The 21,527-nt window shown below is 58.1% G+C and carries 21 protein-coding genes and 5 pseudogenes; 9 read left to right on the top strand and 17 right to left on the bottom strand.

Going from position 1 to position 21,527, the window contains the following annotated elements; all coding sequences use genetic code 11:
• The first annotated feature begins 39 nt into the window (after window positions 1-39).
• From GTA51_RS16160 to GTA51_RS16140, 5 genes and pseudogenes are all read left to right on the top strand, one after another.
• Window positions 40-2,076, top strand: a complete 2,037-nt coding sequence (locus GTA51_RS16160; protein WP_160962869.1) for a hypothetical protein — start codon at window positions 40-42, stop codon at window positions 2,074-2,076.
• Window positions 2,060-2,616: pseudogene (locus GTA51_RS16155) on the top strand (IS6 family transposase). The gene GTA51_RS16160 and the pseudogene GTA51_RS16155 overlap by 17 nt, the downstream one beginning before the upstream one ends.
• Before the next feature lie 145 nt (window positions 2,617-2,761).
• The gene (locus tag GTA51_RS16150) at window positions 2,762-3,055 is read left to right on the top strand and encodes a CopG family ribbon-helix-helix protein (RefSeq protein ID WP_160962867.1); all 294 of its coding nucleotides are present in this window, start codon (window positions 2,762-2,764) and stop codon (window positions 3,053-3,055) included.
• Entirely contained in the window at window positions 3,043-3,339 is a 297-nt protein-coding gene (locus GTA51_RS16145; protein ID WP_160962865.1) for a type II toxin-antitoxin system RelE/ParE family toxin, read from the top strand. The genes GTA51_RS16150 and GTA51_RS16145 overlap by 13 nt, the downstream gene beginning before the upstream one ends.
• Before the next feature lie 66 nt (window positions 3,340-3,405).
• Window positions 3,406-4,119 carry an IS6 family transposase gene (locus tag GTA51_RS16140; protein ID WP_160962899.1) on the top strand — a complete coding sequence of 238 codons (714 nt, stop codon included), beginning with the start codon at window positions 3,406-3,408 and terminating at the stop codon, window positions 4,117-4,119.
• A gap of 115 nt (window positions 4,120-4,234) precedes the next feature.
• Here GTA51_RS16140 and GTA51_RS16135 read toward each other — a convergent pair whose 3' ends face one another.
• The 3 genes and pseudogenes from GTA51_RS16135 to GTA51_RS16125 form a co-directional block, all read right to left on the bottom strand.
• Window positions 4,235-5,296 (bottom strand): TylF/MycF/NovP-related O-methyltransferase, encoded by a 1,062-nt coding sequence (locus tag GTA51_RS16135; protein ID WP_160962863.1) that lies wholly within the window; start codon window positions 5,294-5,296, stop codon window positions 4,235-4,237.
• A gap of 250 nt (window positions 5,297-5,546) precedes the next feature.
• A complete protein-coding gene (locus tag GTA51_RS16130; protein WP_343039525.1) occupies window positions 5,547-5,960 on the bottom strand; it encodes a methyltransferase domain-containing protein in 414 nt (137 codons plus the stop codon).
• Window positions 5,961-6,689: 729 nt separating this feature from the next.
• Window positions 6,690-7,256: pseudogene (locus GTA51_RS16125) on the bottom strand (Tn3 family transposase); the annotation flags it as partial.
• A gap of 108 nt (window positions 7,257-7,364) precedes the next feature.
• Between GTA51_RS16125 and GTA51_RS21300 the strand changes: the two are divergent.
• Entirely contained in the window at window positions 7,365-7,517 is a 153-nt protein-coding gene (locus GTA51_RS21300) for a recombinase family protein (protein WP_160962861.1), read from the top strand.
• A 3-nt stretch (window positions 7,518-7,520) separates the two neighbouring features.
• Here the strand turns inward: GTA51_RS21300 and GTA51_RS16115 are convergent, their stop codons facing one another.
• Entirely contained in the window at window positions 7,521-7,694 is a 174-nt protein-coding gene (locus GTA51_RS16115; RefSeq protein ID WP_160962859.1) for a transposase, read from the bottom strand.
• 179 nt (window positions 7,695-7,873) lie between these two features.
• On the opposite strand from GTA51_RS16115, the pseudogene GTA51_RS16110 reads away from it, so the two are divergent.
• Window positions 7,874-8,586, top strand: a pseudogene (locus GTA51_RS16110) (IS6 family transposase).
• Between the two features lie 121 nt (window positions 8,587-8,707).
• On the opposite strand, the gene GTA51_RS16105 reads toward GTA51_RS16110, so the two are convergent.
• The 4 genes from GTA51_RS16105 to GTA51_RS21020 all read right to left on the bottom strand — a co-directional run bounded on the left by GTA51_RS16105 (window position 8,708) and on the right by GTA51_RS21020 (window position 12,457).
• Window positions 8,708-9,826 carry a glycosyltransferase family protein gene (locus tag GTA51_RS16105; protein WP_160962857.1) on the bottom strand — a complete coding sequence of 373 codons (1,119 nt, stop codon included), beginning with the start codon at window positions 9,824-9,826 and terminating at the stop codon, window positions 8,708-8,710.
• Between the two features lie 69 nt (window positions 9,827-9,895).
• A complete protein-coding gene (locus tag GTA51_RS16100) occupies window positions 9,896-10,672 on the bottom strand; it encodes a class I SAM-dependent DNA methyltransferase (RefSeq protein ID WP_160962855.1) in 777 nt (258 codons plus the stop codon).
• A 1-nt stretch (window position 10,673) separates the two neighbouring features.
• Window positions 10,674-11,795, bottom strand: a complete 1,122-nt coding sequence (locus tag GTA51_RS16095; RefSeq protein WP_211922618.1) for a DegT/DnrJ/EryC1/StrS family aminotransferase — start codon at window positions 11,793-11,795, stop codon at window positions 10,674-10,676.
• Window positions 11,792-12,457 (bottom strand): cupin domain-containing protein, encoded by a 666-nt coding sequence (locus GTA51_RS21020; protein ID WP_246198183.1) that lies wholly within the window; start codon window positions 12,455-12,457, stop codon window positions 11,792-11,794. Before GTA51_RS21020 ends, GTA51_RS16095 begins: the two co-directional genes overlap by 4 nt.
• Window positions 12,458-12,552: 95 nt before the next feature.
• Here GTA51_RS21020 and GTA51_RS16085 point away from each other — a divergent pair, with 95 nt between their 5' ends.
• Complete coding sequence (locus GTA51_RS16085) at window positions 12,553-13,251, top strand: IS6 family transposase (protein ID WP_160962853.1); 699 nt, start codon at window positions 12,553-12,555, stop codon at window positions 13,249-13,251.
• A 127-nt stretch (window positions 13,252-13,378) separates the two neighbouring features.
• On the opposite strand, the gene GTA51_RS16080 is transcribed toward GTA51_RS16085, so the two are convergent.
• Window positions 13,379-14,113, bottom strand: coding sequence for a glycosyltransferase family 2 protein (locus GTA51_RS16080; protein WP_160962851.1), 735 nt, complete (start codon window positions 14,111-14,113; stop codon window positions 13,379-13,381).
• A complete protein-coding gene (locus GTA51_RS16075) occupies window positions 14,103-14,963 on the bottom strand; it encodes a methyltransferase domain-containing protein (RefSeq protein ID WP_160962849.1) in 861 nt (286 codons plus the stop codon). Before GTA51_RS16075 ends, GTA51_RS16080 begins: the two co-directional genes overlap by 11 nt.
• Window positions 14,964-15,403: 440 nt before the next feature.
• Here GTA51_RS16075 and GTA51_RS16070 point away from each other — a divergent pair, with 440 nt between their 5' ends.
• Window positions 15,404-16,117 (top strand): IS6 family transposase, encoded by a 714-nt coding sequence (locus GTA51_RS16070; RefSeq protein WP_160962847.1) that lies wholly within the window; start codon window positions 15,404-15,406, stop codon window positions 16,115-16,117.
• Window positions 16,118-16,313: 196 nt separating this feature from the next.
• Here the strand turns inward: GTA51_RS16070 and GTA51_RS16065 are convergent, their stop codons facing one another.
• The 7 genes and pseudogenes from GTA51_RS16065 to GTA51_RS16035 form a co-directional block, all read right to left on the bottom strand.
• Entirely contained in the window at window positions 16,314-16,904 is a 591-nt protein-coding gene (locus GTA51_RS16065; protein ID WP_160962845.1) for an acyltransferase, read from the bottom strand.
• 72 nt (window positions 16,905-16,976) lie between these two features.
• Window positions 16,977-17,993 (bottom strand): ketoacyl-ACP synthase III, encoded by a 1,017-nt coding sequence (locus GTA51_RS16060; protein WP_343039524.1) that lies wholly within the window; start codon window positions 17,991-17,993, stop codon window positions 16,977-16,979.
• Window positions 17,980-18,744 carry an SDR family NAD(P)-dependent oxidoreductase gene (locus GTA51_RS16055; protein WP_246198182.1) on the bottom strand — a complete coding sequence of 255 codons (765 nt, stop codon included), beginning with the start codon at window positions 18,742-18,744 and terminating at the stop codon, window positions 17,980-17,982. Before GTA51_RS16055 ends, GTA51_RS16060 begins: the two co-directional genes overlap by 14 nt.
• The gene (locus tag GTA51_RS16050; RefSeq protein WP_160962841.1) at window positions 18,741-18,968 is read right to left on the bottom strand and encodes an acyl carrier protein; all 228 of its coding nucleotides are present in this window, start codon (window positions 18,966-18,968) and stop codon (window positions 18,741-18,743) included. Before GTA51_RS16050 ends, GTA51_RS16055 begins: the two co-directional genes overlap by 4 nt.
• Window positions 18,969-19,107: 139 nt before the next feature.
• Window positions 19,108-19,368, bottom strand: a pseudogene (locus GTA51_RS16045) (IS6 family transposase); the annotation flags it as partial.
• A 192-nt stretch (window positions 19,369-19,560) separates the two neighbouring features.
• The gene (locus tag GTA51_RS16040; RefSeq protein ID WP_160962839.1) at window positions 19,561-20,466 is read right to left on the bottom strand and encodes a glycosyltransferase; all 906 of its coding nucleotides are present in this window, start codon (window positions 20,464-20,466) and stop codon (window positions 19,561-19,563) included.
• 147 nt (window positions 20,467-20,613) lie between these two features.
• Window positions 20,614-21,306: pseudogene (locus GTA51_RS16035) on the bottom strand (IS6 family transposase).
• Between the last annotated feature and the right edge of the window lie 221 nt (window positions 21,307-21,527).

Below are 21,527 nucleotides of genomic sequence, written 5' to 3'. Positions count from 1 at the left end.
AGCCAGGATGGACTGTGCTACAATCTCCCCCGCATCTTTATGATGCAGCAAGAAAATACGCTTTTTCCAGCACACTACAACGACATCCGCCAGCGAATTTTCCCAATAGGCTTTGACATCCTGCATTATGCCAACCTTCGCTTCCATTCGGACTATGGACTCTCTGCCTGGTGTTATCTCAGCTATCTGTGCATTATCGTCGTGTCATATAGCCTAAGTCTGCGCATAAGCCGAAGGCCGGACGTGGCCTTTGTCGCCAGTCTGCTGGCGGCCTCAGCCAAACTCTTTGTACTCCAGGCCGTTTCCGTCAAAAACGACATCCCTCTGGCCGCCATGGCCCTGGCGTTTTTCCTGGCCACGTACGAACTGCTGTACGAAGGCTGCGGCCGCAAACGTTTTCAATGGTACTTTCTCCTGCTGACAGCCGTGTACGGGGTGTCGGTGAAGACATACTTCGTCTTTTTCATTGCCGCGTTCGTGGTGTGTTTTGGCTGGCCGCTGTGGCGGATTTGGCGGAGCGACGCCCCGGACAAGAACCCGCTTCCCGGCCCGGCGCGAGCCGGTTTAGTCGCGGCTGCGCTCCTTTGCGCCCTCTTCCTGGCTGGGTTCGCTTGGCGCACCGCGCAGGATTTCGGCTCTCCCCTGGGCCCCAGGGAAACCGTGGCCGCCCATGGCAATCCCGACGGTCTGGCCGGCGCGGCGTACAATGCGTTTCGGTACGGCTTGCAACTGGTCGACATCCCCGGCGAAGGCTGGAGGCAGATGGCCGTACGGTTTCACGATGCCGTGCTTGGCGACCGGGCGGGCCTTGGCGGGCACATGTCCTTTGCAGCGGAATTTCGCAATCCTATCCTACCCTTAGAGGATTTTTCAGGATTTGGGACGCCTGTTTTTCTTCTCGCCCTGGCCGCCACCATCGGTGCCCTGTTTCACCATTACGACTTCGCGTTCCGTTCAGCCCTTGTCACACTGACGACCTTCGGACTCATGTCTTGGTTTTGGGGCTGGATGCCCTGGAATCTACGTTTTTTTTCCATGGTTCTGGTGACGACCCTACCTGCCCTGGCTTTGTTCTTACGAGATTTGGGCCGGTGGGCTGCAGCACTACGCACCGTCGCCGTTATCTCCATGCTTGGCTTGCTGTATGCGGCACTGGGCAACGCGCATCACGCCTGCATCGCGCCAGACCCCCTGACGCTTTGGGGCAAGGTGGAGGAGTTCCCCTGGTGGGTGCGCCAGAGCCTGGACCGTGCGGAACACTATGAGCGCCAGACGGGTGTGGATTTCCACAGATTGGGGCAATACGGCTTTTCGGGGCTGGGGCTGCTCGTCGCCGGGCGAAACGCCGTGGTATTTCCCCACTTTGTGATGCTGGACAAACTGCGCTGGGAGGTGGCCCCGGCGCAGACAGAAACCCCGGCGGGCCTTGCGGCTGGCGCTGTTGTGCCGTGCCAGACGTTACAGCAGGCCGCAGACGAACGTGACCTGCTCACCGTCATCGGGCAGAGCGCCTGTCTGGACGGGAAGACGCCGTTTATGACCTCCCCCGGACTCGGGCAAACACACTTTTACTCCAGGGACAAAGGCCTCGTCGCGGCGAGTTTCCCACGATTTGGGAGCGAAAGGGGTGCGGCGCTGTTTGCCTGCGACAACGTCGAAATGCCCCAGGGCGTCAGGGAAACCAGTTGGCGTTGGCTGCTGGGGCCTCAGGCGGCCATAGCCTTCGACCTTGTCGACAGACGGCAGATGCGTGTGTTCCTGCGGCTCTCCAGTCCTTTTCCAAGCCAGGAAGTGCAGGTATCCGTCAACGGCCATGCAATGGACGTCCTTTTTTTTGCCAAAGCAGGGGACGTGGTCGAGGCGACGCTGCCTTTCACAACGGTCGCCGGCCGCAACATTCTGGAGTTCGACTTCAAGACCTGGCAGGGGCCGTCAGGCATTCACGGCGGCCGGCCCGTAGCGGCTTTACTACAGGATTTTGTGTTGACGCCCCGGACGGGCACCGTCAACTTGTCGGCCGAGAAGTTGCTGAAAACGTCTCTTCCGGGTATTGAGCCGCATGCCGACGCACCCTAATCCCCGTTTTGCCGGTTATCGCTACCCCGCCGAGGTCATTTCGACCGCTGTCTGGCTGTACTTCCGCTTTCCGCTGAGTCTGCGAATGGTTGAGGAAATGCTGGCGGCACGGGGCATCACGGTCAGCTATGAGACGGTCCGCCAGTGGGGGCTGAAATTCGGCCGCGATATCGCCAACAGACTGCGCCGCTGCGAAAGCTGCTCAAGAGGCAAGGGGTGGAGCCACGGGTGCTGGTGACCGACAAGCTGAAGAGCTACGCCGCTGCCAAGCGCGAAACCATGCCCGGCGTCGAACATCGTCAGCACAAGGGGCTTAACAATCGAGCCGAGAATTCCCATCAGCCGACGAGGCGACGAGAACGGCAGATGAAACGCTTCAAGTCGGCTCGCCAAGTCCAACGTTTTCTCTCCATCCACGACCCGATCGCCAACCTCTTTCACCTTCGCCGAGACCACCGCTCCGTCGCCGACTACCGAACCGCCCGAGCCCAAGCCTTCGATATCTGGGCCAAAGTCGCCGGCGCTCGCCTGGCTGCGTGATCCTGGCATGCCCAGCTGTACCCATTTCGACGCCCTCTGTGCAAACCGGCCCAAACAAGTTGACGGTGCCAAAAGTCCGTTGCCAATCTCCAGCTTGACTAGGTAGTGATTAGTAGTTAAAAATACTACCCAGGAGGGTGTCACCATGCAGACGCAAACTCATTCAACGCCTACAAGTATTAAACTTCCCGTGGAATTGCGGGATCGGCTGCAAAATCTTGCGAAAGTTCGGAAACGAACTCCTCACTCACTCATGCTTCAAGCGCTTGAAACGTATGTAACCAGAGAAGAACAGCGGGAATCCTTGCGCCAGGAAGCCAGGGCCGCGCATGATGAATTTATGCTTACGGGGCTGCATGTGACTGCGGAAGAGGCGGATGCTTGGCTTGCTGAACTCGAAGCGGGCAACGATGTGGAGCCGCCTAAATGCCACGTTTAAAGTTGGTGTGGTCGCCTTATGCCCTCCTGGGAGTTCAGCGGGCCTACCGTTTCCTTGCCGAAAAGGACAGAGACGCGGCGAAGGCCGCAGTGGGAACCATCAGGAAACAAGCTGCTATTCTGAAAAAGTTTCCAAGCGCCGGCCGGCCTGCTGACGATTTAGACCCGGAACACCGAGAATTCCTTATCCCATTCGGCGTGTCCGGATATGTGCTGGTCTACGAGGTTCACGCCGAAATTATCCTGGTGCTAGCCGTGCGCCACCAGAAAGAATCCGGATACTAGGCCGCGGCACCGTCAACTTGTCGGCCGAGAGGTTGCTTGAAACGTCGCATCCGGGTATTGAGCCGCATGTCGACGCACCCTAATCCCCGTTTTGCCGGTTATCGCTACCCCGCCGAGGTCATTTCGACCGCTGTCTGGCTGTACTTCCGCTTTCCGCTGAGTCTGCGAATGGTTGAGGAAATGCTGGCGGCACGGGGTATCACGGTCAGCTATGAGACGGTCCGGCAGTGGGGGCTGAAATTCGGCCGCGATATCGCCAACACCCTGCGCCGACGGGCACCGCGCCGGGGCGACAAATGGCACCTGGATGAGGTCGTCCTGGCCATCGGCGGCAAGCGCCACTCTCTCTGGCGGGCTGTGGACAAGGATGGCTTCGTCCTTGACGCGCTGGTCCAGAGCCGGCGGGATGCGAAGGCGGCCAAGCGGCTGCTGCGAAAGCTGCTCAAGAGGCTGGGTGTGGAGCCACGGGTGCTGGTGACCGACAAGCTTAAAAGCTACGCCGCCGCCAAGCGCGAAACCATGCCCGGCGTCGAACATCGTCAGCACAAGGGTCTCAACAATCGAGCCGAGAACTCTCACCAGCCGACGAGGCGACGAGAACGGCAGATGAAACGCTTCAAGTCGGCTCGCCAAGTCCAACTATTTCTCTCCATCCACGACCCGATCGCCAACCTCTTCCACCTTCGCCGAGACCACCGCTCCGTCGCCGACTACCGAACCGTCCGAGCCCAAGCCTTCGATACCTGGGCCGAAGTCGCCGGCGCTCGCCTGGCTGCGTGATCCCAAGATGCCCTACCATACAGCCTCCAAGGGGAGGTGGATGCACAATTCTAATTGTCGCTGATGCTCAGGAGTAATTGTCGCCGATCACGAAGTGTCTTTCGCAAGCCGGGGTTTATGCGACAGGCTTGAAAAAGACCGCCCCTACGCCGCCGGGAATGCGCCGCAGAGACAGCGAGAGTCCGCGCGCGGCCGTGAAATCGGCTAGGGCCTGGTCGCATCCTTCCCAGTAACCGAAGTCATCCACTTGGATCGGGCTGCCCGGCGTGACCAAGTCAAAGAGATTGACCAGGATGTCCCTGGTTGAATCGTACCAGTCGCCGTCCATGTGGAGCATGGCCAGGGCAGGGATGCTGGCGGCGGCGGCGGGCAGCGTGTCCTTGAAAAAGCCCGGAACCGGGCGAATGAGATCGTCTACCCCGATCCGGCGGCAGACAGCGTACAGGCTTTCCACCGGGGCCGCGCACGTGCCGGCACCCCATCCACTGTCCTGGGCGTTGGTGCCCTGGTGGGTGTCCTGAGGACCGGGGTCGGGCATGCCGGAAAAGGTGTCGAAGCAGTAAAGGACCCTGGCCCGGCGGCTGAAGCGTCGGATCACGAAGGCCAAAAGGGCGCTTGAGCCGCCGCCAGCCACGCCACATTCGGCGAAATCCCCGGGGATGTCCGCCAGACAGGCATGCTTGGCCAGGGCAAAAAGTGACTTGAGCCGGGGCAGACCGACCATGGTGTAGGAGCGGATAACCGGCAGGACGGTGGACAGTTCCGGATCCAATCCGGCGGCCTCCTCGTGGTCGTGTTGGGAATCGAGTAATTCCAGCATGTGCCTGGCCGCGTCGTTGTCCGGGAAATAGCGCAGTTCTTCCTTGAGAGACTCCCGGGCGGCCAATGGATCACCCTGGCCCGCGAAAACCAGAGAACGCCACAGATCCAAATTGCGCACGGGCAGGCGTAGGGATTTTGCCGCCGCCCCCAGTTTGTGGGCAGGGGCGTATTCTCCTGCCTCGACAAGGCTTCGCAGGGTGTCCGTCACGTCGTCGAGCAAGGCGCGCAGGGCCTGTTCCGGGATGGGCGCCTTAGCCAGACGATAGAGCTGGGCGGTTAGTTGGCGCATCTTGGCGCCGGGCTGGCTGTCGGCTGCTGGAGCGGTGGCGGATTGGTCGTCGTGCTGTGCGGTCATAGGACGGCTCCGGTTCGGACGGGTCTGGCGACCATAGCGGTAGCGTATGTCGCCTTGGATGGCATGGCCCTAATCAGCTACCACCGGCATAGCCGGTGGTATGATGATGCCCCCTCGAAGGGGGCTAACGACTCAAGAATAAGAAACTTCCGGTATCCTGCCATTACGAACCACTCGCTGTATTGATTACCAAAGGCCAAATTCCCGGATCGGTCGAACCTATTCGGGTCACACCGCCAGATGCGGTGGTTTATCTGTTGGAATTAGCATTATCCATGCCAGTGGCGGGGATCTGATCTTCGCACGCGCTGGTGCCGATCCTGTACAAGCAACGATTCATAAAGTTCCGCGTAAGTCCGCGCCTGGTGCAGGATGGTGAACCGGGCCAGGACGGTCTGACGGCAGCGCATCCGCATCCGCTGGGTTTCCTCGGGCGGCAGGTCGCGCAAGAAAGCGATAGATTCCGCCAGGGCCGCAATATCCCCCTTGGGGGCGAGTCTGCCAACCACTCTGTCCTCCACCATGTCCGGAATACGCGCAGACATTCACGCAAAAAGCGCGTGGCGTCGACCTGAGAGAAGTGCTCCAGCACATGGGAGTGATAGACCACATCGAACAGGCCGTCTGGAAAGGGAATACCCTGGCTTAGGTCGTATCCGAGCACGTGGGGCGGGCACGGCGTGAAGTCTAGATTGACCCAATCCGGATGGTAGGCCCTGCCGCAGCCAAGATTTAGCAGGCGGAGTATGCGATTCTCCTGGGGCGGATGTGTCGTCGGTTGCGGCGGCAAGGCATGGCAACCATGTTTGATAAAGTCAAAAAGGGGATATTATTTTGTAGCAACGTCATATTATTGACGGTTTGAGGTGCAGGGATTGACGAATTGAGGCCAAAAGCTACTCCACTTCCCTCGTCCTCCGAATGATGCGCGAGAACGGTTTCCAACAGTTGGCAGGCCAGGACCAGCAATTCGAGCCACTACAGGGTAGGGCCTTCCGGGTGCAGCGCCAGGATGCCGTTGAGGATGAGACGGGGATTTTTGACTGGCCTGCCACGGCGCTCCTGCCGAAAAGTGGACAAACAATTGGTTCAAGCCGTAGCCAGAGTTCGTCGAGAATATCGCATCTACTCGTGCGGAGAATGTATCACACACTCTAGAATATCAAGGAACATTTTAAAGACAGACTCTACAGAATTTTACAATATATTTGTAGACATTTTTCGTGCAGCGGTCTCATGTTGAGTCACCCCTTCTCCAGGACGATCAGGCCCAAAGGTTCGGCAGGGAGGCGGGCTCTCAAAGGCCCTGAGAGCAGCAAGCAGCCGTTGCGCGCCTTTGTTGTCTACCAGCCGAAGGGCATTTGCTGACTGCTGCCGCCGCAAGGCTGCGTCACGCCATGCGATTGACCGTGGCGAGCCGCGTTTCCAACAGCGTCAGCCGGTCATAGAGGTACTGGTCGCAGTCGGTGCCCACGGCCAGCGGCAATTCGTTGGCCTGCTCGAGGGTGGCGAACTTCTCTGACGGCATCAGGTAGTCCTCGAAGTCCTTGAACTGGCGCGAGCCCTGAACCCAGATGTCACCGGAGCGCAGCGCGTTCTTCAGTTCCGACAGCGCGCAAAGCTCATAGTAACGCCGACCAATGCCAGCATTGGTCATCACCAGCTTTTGCCAGCGCGGCTTGATGAAATCGGTCGGGGCATCGCCGGGCACCTTGCGGGTGTTGTCGGTGTTCATGTCGCGCAGCACTTCGATGGCGTTGAGCATGTTTTTGGCGGCGGGCGCGGCCCGCAACTTGAGCACGGCGAGGAATTTCGGCGCGTAGCGGCGCAGCGTGACGTAGTTCTCGCCGATGCGGTGCAGGAAATCAAAATTTTCGGGCTGCGCAAGCTTCTGCGCCTCGTTGACGCTCTCGGCGAAGGCCTCCCAGGACATGACCGTCTCGATAGCGGCGAATGGATCGAGGACACTGCTGGCCAGCATGATGCCCTTGTCGGTCTGCAACGCCAATTCGGTCGTGACAAGAACGCCCTGCCGGTAGTGCGCCAACTCGTAGCGGCCTATGACTATATGCGAAGCGGCGACACTCTGGTGGTTTGGAAACTCGACCGGCTGGCGCGCTCCACCCGTCAATTGCTGGAGACGGTGGAAGCTTTGGAGCAGCGAGGTATCGGTCTCAAGATACTGGGGTTTGGGGAGCAACGGAACAGAAAACCGGGTTAAGGATCAATCATCGACCGTGGGGTCCCGAAGGGGACGCAATTCTCCTCGGATGACGGCCTCCGGGACTGCGAAGGAATACCGGCCCAGCATGTTGATATGGTCGTGGATCAGGGGCGAGAGCCGGGTCACATCCTCCTCCCGCACGAGGAAGTGTACCGCGCCCGGTTTTCTGGACACAGTTTAGCTTTAAGCCGCCGTTAGCATTTTGCCGGCAGCCTGCCAATCACGTCGAGCTTGGCGTGGGCTTTTGAAGCCATTTTTCTCCACGAGCCACTGGTCATTGTATCGTTCAACGGGTACCGTCAACTTGTCGGTGGAGAGGTTGCTGAAAACGTCTCTTCCGGGTATTGAGCAGCATGTCGACGCCCCCTAATCCTCACTTTGCCGGTTATCGCTACCCCGCCGAGGTCATTTCGACCGCCGTATGGCTGTACTCCGCTTTCCGCTGAGTCTGCGAATGGTTGAGGAAATGCTGGCTGCACGGGGTATCACGGTCAGCTATGAAACGGTCCGGCAGTGGGGGCTGAAATTCGGTCGCGATATCGCCAACAGACTGCGCCGACGGGCGCCGCGCCGGGGCGACCAATGGCACCTTGATGAGGTCGTCTTGGCCATCGGCGGCAAGCGCCATTATCTCTGGCGGGCTGTGGATAAGGATGGCTTCGTCCTTGACGTGCTGGTCCAGAGCCGGCGGGATGCGAAGGCGGCCAAGCGGCTGCTGCGAAAGCTGCTGAAGAGGCAGGGTGTGGAGCCAAGAGTAATGGTGACCGACAAGCTTAAAAGCTACGCCGCCGCCAAGCGCGAGACTATGCCTGGCGTCGAACATCGTCAGCACAAGGGTCTCAACAATCGAGCCGAGAACTCCCACCAGCCGACGAGGCGACGAGAACGGCAGATGAAACGCTTCAAGTCGGCTCGCCAAGTCCAACGATTTCTTTCCATCCACGACCCGATCGCCAACCTCTTCAACCTTCGCCGAGACCTCCGCTCCGTCGCCGACTACCGAACCGCCCGAGCCCAAGCCTTCGAGACCTGGGCCGAAGTCGCCGGCGCTCGCCTGGCTGCGTGATCCCAAGATGCCCTACCATACACGTTTCGGCACCCTATGCGCAAACCGGCCCAAACAAGTTGACGGTGCCCCTCGTCGCGCTTCAATAGCTGTTTGTCCGTGTTCATGATTCCATTTCCAGTCACCGTTGCATCAAACGTAACAGCGGTCCGTAGCTCATGGCGAATTCATATCGAGGGAATGTCCGCAAGCAATTTTCACGAAAGCCGTCGTAGCGCGAGGCCACAAGCGGCAAGGCCGCCGGCAGGCTGGCGGCGTCAGGCACGACAAAGCCGCAGCCGGAATCGTTGAGCAGTGCGGCCATGCCAGGGATGTCATTGCCGATCATGGGCACGCCGCAGCGCATGAAATCGTAGAGTTTACCGGCCGAACCGGCGGCGTATTTGAGATTATGGTCATCGGGGGAGAAAAATACGAGACCCACGTCCGCGCTTTGGAATATCTGGAACTTTTGTTCGGGTGGGACTATTTTGAGGGAAAGCCAGACATTGTCACGCTCGGCGACGAAGGCTTCAACGGCAGTCCGAAAAGATTTGTCGGGAAGCCAGCCGTGCATAACCAGGGCAAAGTTCTTGGGCCAGGCGGCCAGAGAGGCCAGGATCGCATCCGTACACGTGCTCGGATGTAAGGTACCCAAGGCCAGGACAAGGCGCCGATCTCCGATGGGAAAACGATCGCGGAAATAAGAATCCTTTTGCGGCAGCACGGGGCCAAGAGAACTATTGATCGAGATGTGCACGCTTTTACGATCGAGACGATTGAGTTTCGCCAGCACGTCGGCTCGCTGGCGGTCTTGGGTCAGCGTGAAAAGGGCTCCCTTGTTGCAATGCCGTTCCAAATCCTTGGCCGGACTGGGCCGATCGTCAATTTCCAAGGAATGGTAGATGTAGGGGGCACCCCAGATGCCCGACAACGCGGCCGCCCGCGCCAACCCGCCGGGATCAAAACCGATGATCCAGTCATAGGCCGCCGGAAGCCGTCTGGCCGCCGCTACGGCCGCCCAATGTTCGGGGGGAAGCACCGTTCCGTCGGCCAAACGGGCCGGTGGCGAGGCCTGCCCCGAAACGCTAGCGAACACCCGCACACCCGGTCGGTGGAACTCGGGCAGACAGATTCCCATGTCGTGCAGTTCCTGGTCAAAGGCGACGAACATATCGACGTCATAACCATTTTCCACCAGGAATTGCGCCGTCATGAGCGGCGGCGTAGATACCTGGCCCCAGGGATGCGCGAGGACCAAGGCGACTCGACGATGGACAGAGGGGCACATGAAATCTCTCCTTCCAGAGCGGCGACGTGAACCGGTGCGTCAGGCGGTGAGCAGCATCCAGGCGTACCAAGTTGCGCACGTGGGGGGGGCGAAGCAGGACCACGCGCCCTCCTCCATGGGCATGAATCCGGCCTGCCGGGCCAAGTAGCGCAATTCGGGTAAAAACCAGTAGCGCATGCGGTGGGTCTCGCTCAAACGTGAGATTCTGCCCGTGGTCTTATCCGTCATGGTGACATGGTAGGTCACATCTACTGTATCATCAAGGGGATGCATCGTTGGCACGGCCTCGCGCCGCACCTGGATCGCCGTATCCTCCATGACCTTTTCCCGCCGCGCGGGGGGATCGGAAAGCACTCCCAAGCCGTGCCAGAAATCGAACAAAAAATGGCCTCCCGGCGCGAGATGCTCCCGGGCCGTGATGAGGAGGGCCAAGGCGTCCTCCTCGGTCAGCTGATAGCTGAGCACATGGAAAAGGCTCGTGACGGCCTCGAAACGGCGGCCGAGCCGCACGGCCCGGACATCCGCCCCGACGAACTGTGGCACAGCCGTTCCTGTGGGCAGGGGTCCGGCGGCCGAAAGGCTTTGGCGGCCGAGGAGCAGCATTTCTTCCGACCGATCCACGCCGGTCACCGCCATGCCACGTCGGGCCAGCTCCAGGGCGTGACGCCCGGTACCGCAGCCGAGATCAAGCAGGCTTTTCGGACGGTTCCCGGCCCGGGCCAGTGCCTCAGCGATGAAATCAACCTCTCCGGCGTAATCTTTGTCCCGATAAAGCAAATTATAGTAGCGGGCGTAATCCCCGAACGTGGCATCCATGTCAGCTCCTTCCATGCTCGCGTACGACCTGGCAGACTCGCCGGATGTCTGATTCCGTCAAACCGCTCGCACTTGGCAGGTACAAACCGCCATCGGCGAGGCAATCGCTGACCGGAAAGGCTCCGGCGCACTGGCAGCCATAGCGTTCCAGGGCGGGCTGACGGTGCATGCCATTGAAGAAAAGCCGAGAGTCGATGCCCCGGATTTTGAGGTGGGCCATCAGCGAATCGCGGGTGCGGCCGTATTCGGAGGTAACCACCATCCCGTTCATCCAGTGGACAGCACCGCCGCCCGGCTGTGCGGCCTGGAGCCGCACTCCCGGGATCTCCGCAAGCAGTTCCCGATACAGCCGGCCATTTTTAACACGAAGCGTCGTGTAGTCGTCGGCCTTTTCCGTTTGGGCTAGGCCAATGGCGGCATGCAGATTGCTCATGCGGTAGTTGTAGCCAATGTGGGCGTGCCGATAATCCCGGGGCGCGTCGAGGGGGAAGCAAAGATTTTTGTAGTAGCGACAGGCCCGGGCAAGTTTCGGGTCATCGGTCACCACCATGCCCCCCTCGCCTGTCGTGACGTTTTTATTGGCAAAAAAACTGAAAGCGGCGATACGCGACAGACTTCCGGCCTTTTTTCCCTGAAACGTCGCCCCATGAGCCTCAGCGGCGTCCTCGATAAGCTCAAGGCCGTGACGGACGGCTACGGCGGCCAGCGCCGTCATGTCGCAGGGGGTGCCGAAGATATGCACCGCCATAATGGCCTTGGTCCTCGGGGTGACTGCAGCCTCTACGACGAGGGGATTGATGTTCCAGGTTGCCGGGTCGACATCGACAAAGACAGGCATGGCCCCTGTATGGCATACGGCCAAAGCGGAAGCCACCATGGTGAAATCCGGCAGGATGACTTCGTCGCCCGGGCCGACCCCCAGGGCAACCAGGGCCAGATGCAGGGCGACAGTCCCGTTGCAAACGGCCACGCCGTGGGCCACGCCGCACCAAGCTGCGAACGCCTGCTCAAAGGCGGTGACGTAACTCCCCGAAGAACTGATCCAGCCCGAAGAAACGGCGTCCGTGACGTAACGCAGTTCATTGCCCGCCAAAAGCGGCTCACAGACTGGCAGCATGGTCATGTTCGATTCCGATCGTCACTCTCTTCGACATGATAGACCACCGCATCGTCGAGCACCCGCTCGAAATGGCTCTTGTCGGCTTCGCCAACATACGGACCCTGCTTGACCTCAATGATCTCCGAGGGCTCAAGCATCACTAAGCCATGTCCGCCAGCGGCCATGAGGACCACGTCGCCCGGCATGAGCACAAGGCTTTCCAGATAGCAGCGTTCGTGACTGTAGACGTCCAGACGAACCATTCCAGACTTGATGAACAGTGTCTCCTGAGTCCAGGTAACGGTGCGCGGGATGGGATTGTGGGTGTGAGGCGCGATGGAATACCCCGCGTCCCGCTGCATGTAGCCCAGCTGCTGTGAAAAACTATTCGGCGTGAAAAAATGGATACCTTGTGCCGCAAACCCGGTGCGCAACACAATGACCAGAGACTGTCCCTCATGGATGACGTGCTCAATGAGACTTCGCGGTGTCGGGTATGACCAAGCTGACGCGGGGCTGGGGCAATCCTCGATCTGATGGATATTGGTGGCTGCGATATCATAGCCCATAACTTTTCCTTCTTGGCATCCGCACTGCCAGGCTTCGGGTTTGAGACGCGCACAGCTTGCCGGTAAAGTGGCGATTTTTTCCCAATAGTCCGGTTCAATGCAGCCTGCACGTTCCATGCCACCTCCGCCAGGGTGTTTTAAACCGATAACGGCACCGTCAACTTGGCGGTCGGTGTGGTTGCTGGAAACGTCGCGTCCGGGTATTGAGGAGCATGTCGACGCACGCTAATCCCCACTTTGCCGGCTATCGCTATCCCGCCGAAGTCATTTCGACCGCCGTATGGCTGTACTTCCGCTTTCCGCTGAGTCTGCGAATGGTTGAGGAAATGCTGACTGCACGGGGTATCACGGTCAGCTATGAAACGGTCCGGCAGTGGGGGCTGAAATTCGGTCGCAATATCGCCAACAGACTGCGCCGAGGCGACAAATGGCACCTTGATGAGGTCGTCTTGGCCATCGGCGGCAAGCTCCATTATCTCTGGCGGGCTGTGGATAAGGATGGCTTCGTCCTTGACGTGCTGGTCCAGAGCCGGCGGGATGCGAAGGCGGCCAAGCGGTTGCTGCGAAAGCTGATGAAGAGGCGAGGGGTGGAGCCACGGGTGCTGGTGACCGACAAGCTCAAGAGCTACGCCGCCGCCAAGCGCGAAACCATGCCCGGCGTCGAACATCGTCAGCACAAGGGGCTTAACAATCGAGCCGAGAACTCTCACCAGCCGACGAGGCGACGAGAACGGCAGATGAAACGCTTCAAGTCGGCTCGCCAATTCCAACTATTTCTCTCCATCCACGACCCGATCGCCAACCTCTTCCACCTTCGTCGAGACCACCGCTCCGTCGCCGACTACCGAACCGCCCGAGCCCAAGCCTTCTATACCTGGGCCGAAGTCGCCGGCGCTCGCCTCGCAGCGTGATCCTGGCATGCGCAGCCAGACACATTGCGGCATCCTATGCGCAAACCGGCCCAAACAAGTTGACGGTGCCCCCGGAAGAGACGTTTTTAGCAACCTCTCCACCGACAAGTTGACGGTACCGAAAATTTCATGATTGGATAAAAAACTCGCGCAGTCGCGCGGCCAGCAGGCTGCGGATAAATTCCAGCACCGCGTCAGGGCGCACAAAGGATTTGCGGGCGCCCTGGAGAAACACGGTTTCGATCTGCCCCAGGCGGGCGCGCAGCCGGCGGGCCTGAATAACTATTTGGGCGTCGAGAAACCAGCCGTCGGCGGTCAGGCGCAGCTTGTTAAAAAAGGCCCGGGTCATGGCCTTGGGCTTGGAATTGACGTCGCGCACCGGATAGCCGGGAAACAGCGCCTTAAAGACCAGATTGTACAGGCGGCTGTTGATCCGGCGTACCAAACCGTCCTTGCGAACGGCCCGGCAGGTCATGGCCAGCTCCAGGTTTTGCTCGATAAGCAGCCGGCAGACATGTTCCAGGTCTTCCGGGGGCATCTGGTAATCGCCGTCAATAAGGGCAATTACCTCGCCCGTGGCCACAGCCAGCCCTTGCCGGGCGTCCCAGCCCATCATGCCGCGTTTTTCCAGCGTAAGCGGGATGATGCGGGAATCGCCAGCAGCCAGCCGGCGCACCACGGCCGGGGTCTGGTCGGCCACGTCGCCCCGGTTGTGATTGCCCACCAGCACCAATTCGTAGGCGCAGCCCAGACGCTCCATGGCGGCGCGCACGGCATCGACAAAGGCCGGGAGGGTCAGCCCGGCCTTGTAGCACAAAATGACAACAGAAATTCGGGGCAGGTAACCTTGGTTAGCAGGCATCAATATGGCTACCATGGGCGTTGCCGTTCGTAAACAGGGCAAGTTGCAACATCTGCGCCCCGCTGGCGGCGGCCACGGCGGCAATGGCCGAAACGGCCAGGGACACCGCCGGGCGTAACGGGCCTTGGGGCAGATCTACGGCCTTTTTGGGGATGTCGCGCCGGCTGAGCGCCAGCGGGGTCAAGCCGGCGGCCACAGCGGCCCGGGCCAGGGAAGCCACGGAAAAGTGGCTGACGTGGTGGGGATCGTAGAGCCGGGCGGCGGCAAAAGGAACACCGCAATCGGCTAAAACCTTGGCCGCACTGTAGAGCAGCGAATGGTTGACCACGGTATAGACAGCCACCAAAGCCCCCGGGGTGACCAATCGGGCCAGGGCGGCCAGGGCGGCCTGGGGGTTGGGCAAATGCTCGACATTGGCCAAAGACACCACCGCGTCAAAGGTTTCGCCGCCGGCATAGTCCTCGATGGGGGTTTTAAAGTAACGCATGGGCGCGGGCAGGGTTTGCGCGATGATGTCCAGGCCTGCTAAATGGGTAAAGCCCTGTTTTTGCAGATAGCTGAGAAAGGCGCCGTTGCCGCAGCCGATGTCAATGACACGGGCCGTTTTGCCGTGGAACCGGGCAATGGCAGCGGCCAGGGTCGCAAACAGGTCGGTGTCGGGATTGGCAAACCAATTGGCATGGGCTTTCTGGAAATAGGCCGGATCATAGGTTTCGGCCGCACTGCGCGGCAGTTCCGGGGTGAATTCATGGCGGCAGCCCGGACAAGCCAGAACCGTGAAGGCCGGGAAGACCAGACGGGGGACGGCGAGGCGGCCGCAGACCGGGCAGACATGGCACGTGGGCGACATGCACTATCCTTGGGCGTTAGTAGGGTATGGTTTCGCAGGTCAAGGGCGGAAGCAAGGGCACCGTCAACTTGTCGGTGGATAGGTTGCTGAAAACGTCTCTTCCGGGTATTGAGCAGCATGTCGACGCACCCTAATCCCTGTTTTGCCAATTATCGCTACCCCGCCGGGCACCGTCAACTTGTTTGTGCTGGTTTGCGCATCGGGTACCGAAATGTTTATGGCTGGGGGCACCGTCAACTTGTCGGTGCCCCTGGCAGGTCGCCAGGCCTCGATAAACGTCCAATGATGCGGATAGCCGATGACTTTGCGACTCAGTTCCCGGTGGCGGAATGGCACGGGCGGTTTCAAGACCCGACCCTGGCGGATGCGGTCTTGGACAGGTACCGTCAACTTGTCGGTGGAGAGGTTGCTGAAAACGTCTCTTCCGGGTATTGAGCAGCATGTCGACGCCCCCTAATCCTCACTTTGCCGGTTATCGCTACCCCGCCGAGGTCATTTCGACCGCCGTATGGCTGTACTTCCGCTTTCCGCTGAGTCTGCGAATGGTTGAGGAAATGCTGGCGGCACGGGGTATCACGGTCAGCTATGAAACGGTCCGGCAGTGGGGGCTGAAATTCGGTCGCGATATCGCCAACAGCCTGCGCCGACGGGCGCCGCGCCGGGGCGACCAATGGCACCTGGATGAGGTCGTCCTGGCCATCGGCGGCAAGCGCCAGTATCTCTGGCGGGCTGTGGACAAGGATGGCTTCGTCCTTGACGAGCTGGTCCAGAGCCGGCGGGATGCGAAGGCGGCCAAGCGGCTGCTGCGAAAGCTGCTGAAGAGGCAGGGTGTGGAGCCAAGAGTAATGGTGACCGACAAGCTTAAAAGCTACGCCGCCGCCAAGCGCGAGACTATGCCTGGCGTCGAACATCGTCAGCACAAGGGTCTCAACAATCGAGCCGAGAACTCCCACCAGCCGACGAGGCGACGAGAACGGCAGATGAAACGCTTCAAGTCGCCTCGCCAAGTCCAACGATTTCTTTCCATCCACGACCCGATCGCCAACCTCTTCAACCTTCGCCGAGACCTCCGCTCCGTCGCCGACTACCGAACCGCCCGAGCCCAAGCCTTCGAGACCTGGGCCGAAGTCGCCGGCGCTCGCCTGGCTGCGTGATCCCAAGATGCCCTACCATACACGTTTCGGCACCCTATGCGCAAACCGGCCCAAACAAGTTGACGGTGCCACCAATAGTCCGAACTTATCCTTGGTGTACTCAATGGGGTAAGGTCACTCCGCGCTTTAGTGGCAAGACGTTGCTCAGTCTTCCCCGACGTTTTCCACAAAAGCAGAGTTACCAAGCTTTTTAAGGTCAAGTGGGGTCCTTACCCTCTTCCCATCGACGCAGTACTATTTCGTGATCGAGGAAAGTCCGTCCACGCTGGCCGATCTTCTTGGCCGGATTGCCTAATAGGATTGCATACTCCTCAACATTCTTGCGAACCAACGAGAGCGCTCCGATAGCCGCACCTTGACCTACCGTGACTCCTGGCAACAATACACTCCCAGTTCCAACAACCGCGTGGCGGTAAACGATCACCGGTTTGCTAACAACATTGGTAAACTCTTCGGGAACGGTCGGATTGGTCATAGCCCCAGAGAGATAGTCATCAGTCGAGGAATAGATGGATGTCTTGCCAGACAGGCCCGCAAAGTCATGCAACTCAATGCGCGCTCTGCCGATGAGAGAGCAAGACACCCCCAAGTGCACGTTACGGCCGATGCTGATGCCACCGGGGCCAGCGCTCAGGAGGCAGAAAGGATCAATCCTCACGTTATCACCGATGCTTATATTGCCAATACCAAAAAAACGCACACTGCGATCTATGCTGACGTTTTTTCCGATAGCGGCAAATCCGAGCGCCTGGAGTTCACCTTCTTCGTACAGAAATGATATTGACATTTCGTCGCCTTTCCCCGTGTTGGATGGAAAAACGGGAGTGCTTCTTTTCGCTGGCTCTCTTAATAAACTGCACTATAAGAGACGGGCCAAACAGGCAGCATAGGAATAGCCCACCCCAAAACCAACGAGCATAATTCGTTGCCCGGCGCGCAATGAACCACTCTGCTTGGCATTGGCTAATGCGATGGGAATGCTAGAAGACACCGTGTTGCCTGCCTCGGCACTGGCCATGATGAATCGCTCATCATCTATATCAAGCTTCTGCTGCAGGTGCTGCAGGATATATTTATTGGCCTGATGGAAGACGAAGGCGTCCACTGCATCCAAGGACAATTCCGCCTTTGCCAGTATTTGCGAGACGATTTCGGGCACCCGTTGCAGGGTAAACGCGAAAATCTCAGGGCCGTTCATATAGAGATATTTGTTGTTCCCGGCTGGAGTGACAAATGCAGGGCGAACCCCGCTGCCGGGAACCACCAAATTCATAGCCCCACTGCCGTCTGTTCCGAAAGCAAACGGTCCCAAATGCGGCGGCGTGTCAGGATCTGTCGCACCCACAAGAGTAGCCGCAGCACCGTCACCGAAGATGGTCCGAACTGATTTATCACACGGATTCATGTGCTTGCTGTACGTTTCTGCGGTCACGAGTAGAACGCAAGTTGCTTGGCCAGTCTCTACCAAGCCCTTGGCAAGACTCAGCCCGTAGATGAAACCAGAGCAACCCAAATTGACGTCCAGCGCTCCGATCGTTGTCGGCAACCCCAGCCTGTTTTGCATAATACATGCCGAGGTGGGCAAGGCATAATCAGGACTCTGCGTCACTAGGATCAGAAAGTCCACTTCTGACGGGCTAACGGTCACTTCCTCAAAGAGTTTTTGACAGGCTTTGTAGGCAAGGTCTGTGGCAAATTCATCCTCACCGGCCAACCGACGACTGACGAAGCCGGTTTTGTCCGATATCTTGTGCACGTTCCATTCAGGAAACTCGGCGGCCAGGGCCTCGTTGCTGACTATCTGCTCAGGAAGATAATAGGCCGTGGCGAGAATCGCTGCCGCAGGATTCCTTCCCAAGGAGTTATTTACAGGCACTGTACCCCCCGTCGACCACCAAGGTTGAACCAGTAATCCAGCTGCTCAGGTGGGAGATTAGAAAAAGGCAGGCATGAGAAACGTCATCAGGCGTACCCAGACCTAGAGGATGCTTCGCCTGCAAAGATTCAAGGTGTTTTCCTCCAACGGAACCACCTAATTGTTGCAACATATCAGATTGGAAGCAGCCTGGCGCCACGCAATTGATACGGATTTTATCTCGGGCCAATTCTTCGGCCATCGCCTTCATGCCAGCCACGAGCGCGCCCTTACTGGCGCAGTAGGTTGCCAAACTGCTAGAACCAAGCATAGCCGCTACAGACGCAACCAACACGATGCTCATCCTCTCGCCGCGAATTTGCTTGTGGCGTATGGCCTGGGTCAAGAAAAATGCGCTCTCCACATTGACCCGCATAGTCTTCTGTAAGCTGTCTTGGTCAATAAATCGAAGTGGTTGCTGGATGCAGATGCCGGCACAATGCACAAGGGCTCTCGGCCGACCGGCCGTAGCCACCACGTTTGAAAGCAATACTGGTATAGCATCAACGTGCTGTAGGTCGAAACTGAACCACGAGTGCCCCTCGCCTGGAAGTGCCTCCCGGACGAGGCGCAGACGCTCTGAATCCCGTGCGATCAAGACAACTTTGGCCCCATACAAAGCGGCATTGAGGGATACGGCACGCCCCAACCCAGACGAGGCCCCGGTCACTATGACCGTCTCGCCTGCAAGTCCAGGTAGATACGGGTTCATCGCGGAAGCAGGTTAAAGATGTCTCGGGGAGACGTTGCTTCGTTCAAGGCCTGGATGGACACGACAATGCCAAATTGCTTGTCGAGCATGGCGATAACTCCCAAAGCAGCCAGCGAATCCCAGCCTTCCAAAGACGACAAAGGAGCATCAATATCAAATTCGTCGCTATCCATCTCGATGATTTCAACGAATTGTTCTTGAAATAGTTTAATGTCGTAATTCATGCTTGCATATGTCCTTCTGGCTCAGTTAGCCTACAAAGATATCAGTTGGGGAATAGAAAGCATATTTCACTTGTGGTGTCCAGAGACAATATCTGAGATCGAAGGCCGTGACCTGCCGGCATTCTTCGGACCAGTCGATGATGGTCAGGACGACCTCATCAAGGTACCATTTATCACCCCGGCGCGGCGCCCGTCGGCGCAGTCTGTTGGCGATATCGCGGCCGAATTTCAGCCCCCACTGGCGGACCGGCTCATAGCTGACCGTGATACCCCGTGCAGCCAGCATTTCCTCAACCATTCGCAGGCTCAGCGGAAAGCGGAAGTACAGCCACACGGCAGTCGAAATGACCTCGGCAGGGTAGCGATAGCCGGCAAAGTGGGGATCAGGGTGCGTCGACATGCGGCTCAATACCCGGATGCGACGTTTCAAGCAACCTCTCGGCCGACAAGTTGACGGTGCCGTCTAATTCCCCCCCCCCCCCCCCTGCCTCGACCGAATGCTTCACTGGCGCAGTGGGAGGTGCTAATGGTTTTAGTTGTCAAGGAGACAGAACCACTAGACGTGGGTAAACGGCGACGCGATGCCAATTCATCAGGAACAGCGCTGTCGAAGGATACGAATAGCGTATGCTAATTTACTTGAGAGCACTCTATAAAAAGGAGATTTATCTCCTTGCAGCTTTGCCAGTTCAATTTTTGACACATTGATAATGGCGCGAAAGTCGGATTCATTGCGATAGTTAAGGCTTGCATTTATGTCTTCCAGTAGAGATATATAGCGTGCTGAATTTTCTTTTTTGTGAGCAGGAGTTTCATGATTCCACCACGAACCCCTGGCGTGCTTTCTGTACGTACCCATTTCTTCGTCAATGTAGCCTATCTTACCGATATCTGCATGAATAAGATGGATTGGCAAATCGCAAATGTTATATTTTAGCATCCATTCTGGAAGAGTATTCCCCATTTTCCAGCGATACAAGACCGACAGGCTTGCTATAACATTTATACGTAATAAATCTGCAAGTTTAAAATAATTACGAGAAGTTACCACATCTGGAAGGTAGTGGCCAGGGCCATATAGAATATCTGGTTGCGAACCGTCATCATAAGATTGCCTGACCAGATGAAAACACATAGAATAATCTGGGAATGACTCCAGAAAATCATATTGCTTTTGGAGTTTTAGCGTATCAGTCCAATAGTCGTCGCCGTCGCAGAGCGCGACATATTTTCCTTGTATACGGCGCACAAGGCTTGCAAAATTTCTGGAAGCACCAATATTTTCCTTATGCAATATTGGCTTGATGATGTGTGGGTATTGTGAAGCATATTTACGAATAACAGAGGATGTGCCATCTGTAGAGCAATCATCGCCAACTAAAACCTCAAAAGGCACGTTGAGTTGCTGCGACACAAAACCTTCAAGAGCATCTTTAATGAAATTTTCATGATTAAATGTAACACATAAAACTGATATAGCAGGTTTTTTGACGCTCATTGTGCTCTCGTTTGTCAATAAAAATTGCTTCTTGCGTTACAGAATAACGGCAGCCAAATTGGCCCTATGGTTTCGAAGGCACCGTCAACTTGTTTGGGCCGGTTTGCGCATAGGGTGCCGAAACGTGTATGGTAGGGCATCTTGGGATCACGCAGCCAGGCAAGCGCCGGCGACTTCGGCCCAGGTCTCGAAGGCTTGGGCTCGGGCGGTTCGGTGGTCTCGGCGAAGGTTGAAGAGGTTGGCGATCGGGTCGTGGATGGAGAGAAATCGTTGGACTTGGCGAGCCGACTTGAAGCGTTTCATCTGCCGTTCTCGTCGCCTCGTCGGCTGGTGGGAGTTCTCGGCTCGATTGTTGAGACCCTTGTGCTGACGATGTTCGACGCCAGGCATAGTCTCTCGCTTGGCGGCGGCGTAGCGTTTAAGCTTGTCGGTCACCATTACTTGGCTCCACACCCTGCCTCTTCAGCAGCTTTCGCAGCAGCCGCTTGGCCGCCTTCGCATCCCGCCGGCTCTGGACCAGCTCGTCAAGGACGAAGCCATCCTTGTCCACAGCCCGCCAGAGATAATGGCGCTTGCCGCCGATGGCCAGGACGACCTCATCCAGGTGCCTTGGTCGCCCCGGCGCGGTGCCCGTCGGCGCAGGGTGTTGGCGATATCGCGGCCGAATTTCAGCCCCCACTGCCGGACCATCTCATAGCTGACCGCGATGCCCCGTGCCGCCAGCATTTCCTCAACCATTCGCAGACTCAGCGGAAAGCGGAAGTACAGCCAGACAGCGGTCGAAATGACCTCGGCGGGGTAGCGATAACCGGCAAAACGGGGATTAGGGTGCGTCGACATGCTGCTCAATACCCGGAAGAGACGTTTTCAGCAACCTCTCCACCGACAAGTTGACGGTGCCCGGTGGTAGCTGATTTCACGGACGACGGGCTTATTAGGGACTCTTTCACGAACGCTTCAACTCGTCTTTCAACAGTTCAATGCGCGGCACCATCTGTTGCTCAAAGCTGTATAGGCGCAGCAACGCCTCGCGGCCCCGCATGGCCAGACTACGCAATTTA

Origin of the sequence: Solidesulfovibrio aerotolerans (assembly GCF_009856865.1) — a bacterium.
Taxonomy (GTDB): domain Bacteria; phylum Desulfobacterota; class Desulfovibrionia; order Desulfovibrionales; family Desulfovibrionaceae; genus Solidesulfovibrio; species Solidesulfovibrio aerotolerans.
The sequence above is the reverse complement of the archived record's forward strand: the minus strand, read 5'-3'. Positions and strand labels throughout refer to the sequence as shown.

What these genes read in the sequence shown, in the direction of transcription:
- GTA51_RS16160 (WP_160962869.1), top strand. Translation starts at nt 40, where the DNA reads ATGATGCAGCAAGAAAATACGCTTTTTCCAGCACACTACAACGACATC.
- GTA51_RS16150 (WP_160962867.1), top strand. Translation starts at nt 2,762, where the DNA reads ATGCAGACGCAAACTCATTCAACGCCTACAAGTATTAAACTTCCCGTG.
- GTA51_RS16145 (WP_160962865.1), top strand. Translation starts at nt 3,043, where the DNA reads ATGCCACGTTTAAAGTTGGTGTGGTCGCCTTATGCCCTCCTGGGAGTT.
- GTA51_RS16140 (WP_160962899.1), top strand. Translation starts at nt 3,406, where the DNA reads ATGTCGACGCACCCTAATCCCCGTTTTGCCGGTTATCGCTACCCCGCC.
- GTA51_RS16135 (WP_160962863.1), bottom strand. Translation starts at nt 5,296, where the DNA reads ATGACCGCACAGCACGACGACCAATCCGCCACCGCTCCAGCAGCCGAC.
- GTA51_RS21300 (WP_160962861.1), top strand. Translation starts at nt 7,365, where the DNA reads ATGCGAAGCGGCGACACTCTGGTGGTTTGGAAACTCGACCGGCTGGCG.
- GTA51_RS16100 (WP_160962855.1), bottom strand. Translation starts at nt 10,672, where the DNA reads ATGGATGCCACGTTCGGGGATTACGCCCGCTACTATAATTTGCTTTAT.
- GTA51_RS16095 (WP_211922618.1), bottom strand. Translation starts at nt 11,795, where the DNA reads ATGACCATGCTGCCAGTCTGTGAGCCGCTTTTGGCGGGCAATGAACTG.
- GTA51_RS21020 (WP_246198183.1), bottom strand. Translation starts at nt 12,457, where the DNA reads ATGGAACGTGCAGGCTGCATTGAACCGGACTATTGGGAAAAAATCGCC.
- GTA51_RS16085 (WP_160962853.1), top strand. Translation starts at nt 12,553, where the DNA reads ATGTCGACGCACGCTAATCCCCACTTTGCCGGCTATCGCTATCCCGCC.
- GTA51_RS16080 (WP_160962851.1), bottom strand. Translation starts at nt 14,113, where the DNA reads ATGCCTGCTAACCAAGGTTACCTGCCCCGAATTTCTGTTGTCATTTTG.
- GTA51_RS16075 (WP_160962849.1), bottom strand. Translation starts at nt 14,963, where the DNA reads ATGTCGCCCACGTGCCATGTCTGCCCGGTCTGCGGCCGCCTCGCCGTC.
- GTA51_RS16070 (WP_160962847.1), top strand. Translation starts at nt 15,404, where the DNA reads ATGTCGACGCCCCCTAATCCTCACTTTGCCGGTTATCGCTACCCCGCC.
- GTA51_RS16065 (WP_160962845.1), bottom strand. Translation starts at nt 16,904, where the DNA reads ATGTCAATATCATTTCTGTACGAAGAAGGTGAACTCCAGGCGCTCGGA.
- GTA51_RS16055 (WP_246198182.1), bottom strand. Translation starts at nt 18,744, where the DNA reads ATGAACCCGTATCTACCTGGACTTGCAGGCGAGACGGTCATAGTGACC.
- GTA51_RS16050 (WP_160962841.1), bottom strand. Translation starts at nt 18,968, where the DNA reads ATGAATTACGACATTAAACTATTTCAAGAACAATTCGTTGAAATCATC.
- GTA51_RS16040 (WP_160962839.1), bottom strand. Translation starts at nt 20,466, where the DNA reads ATGAGCGTCAAAAAACCTGCTATATCAGTTTTATGTGTTACATTTAAT.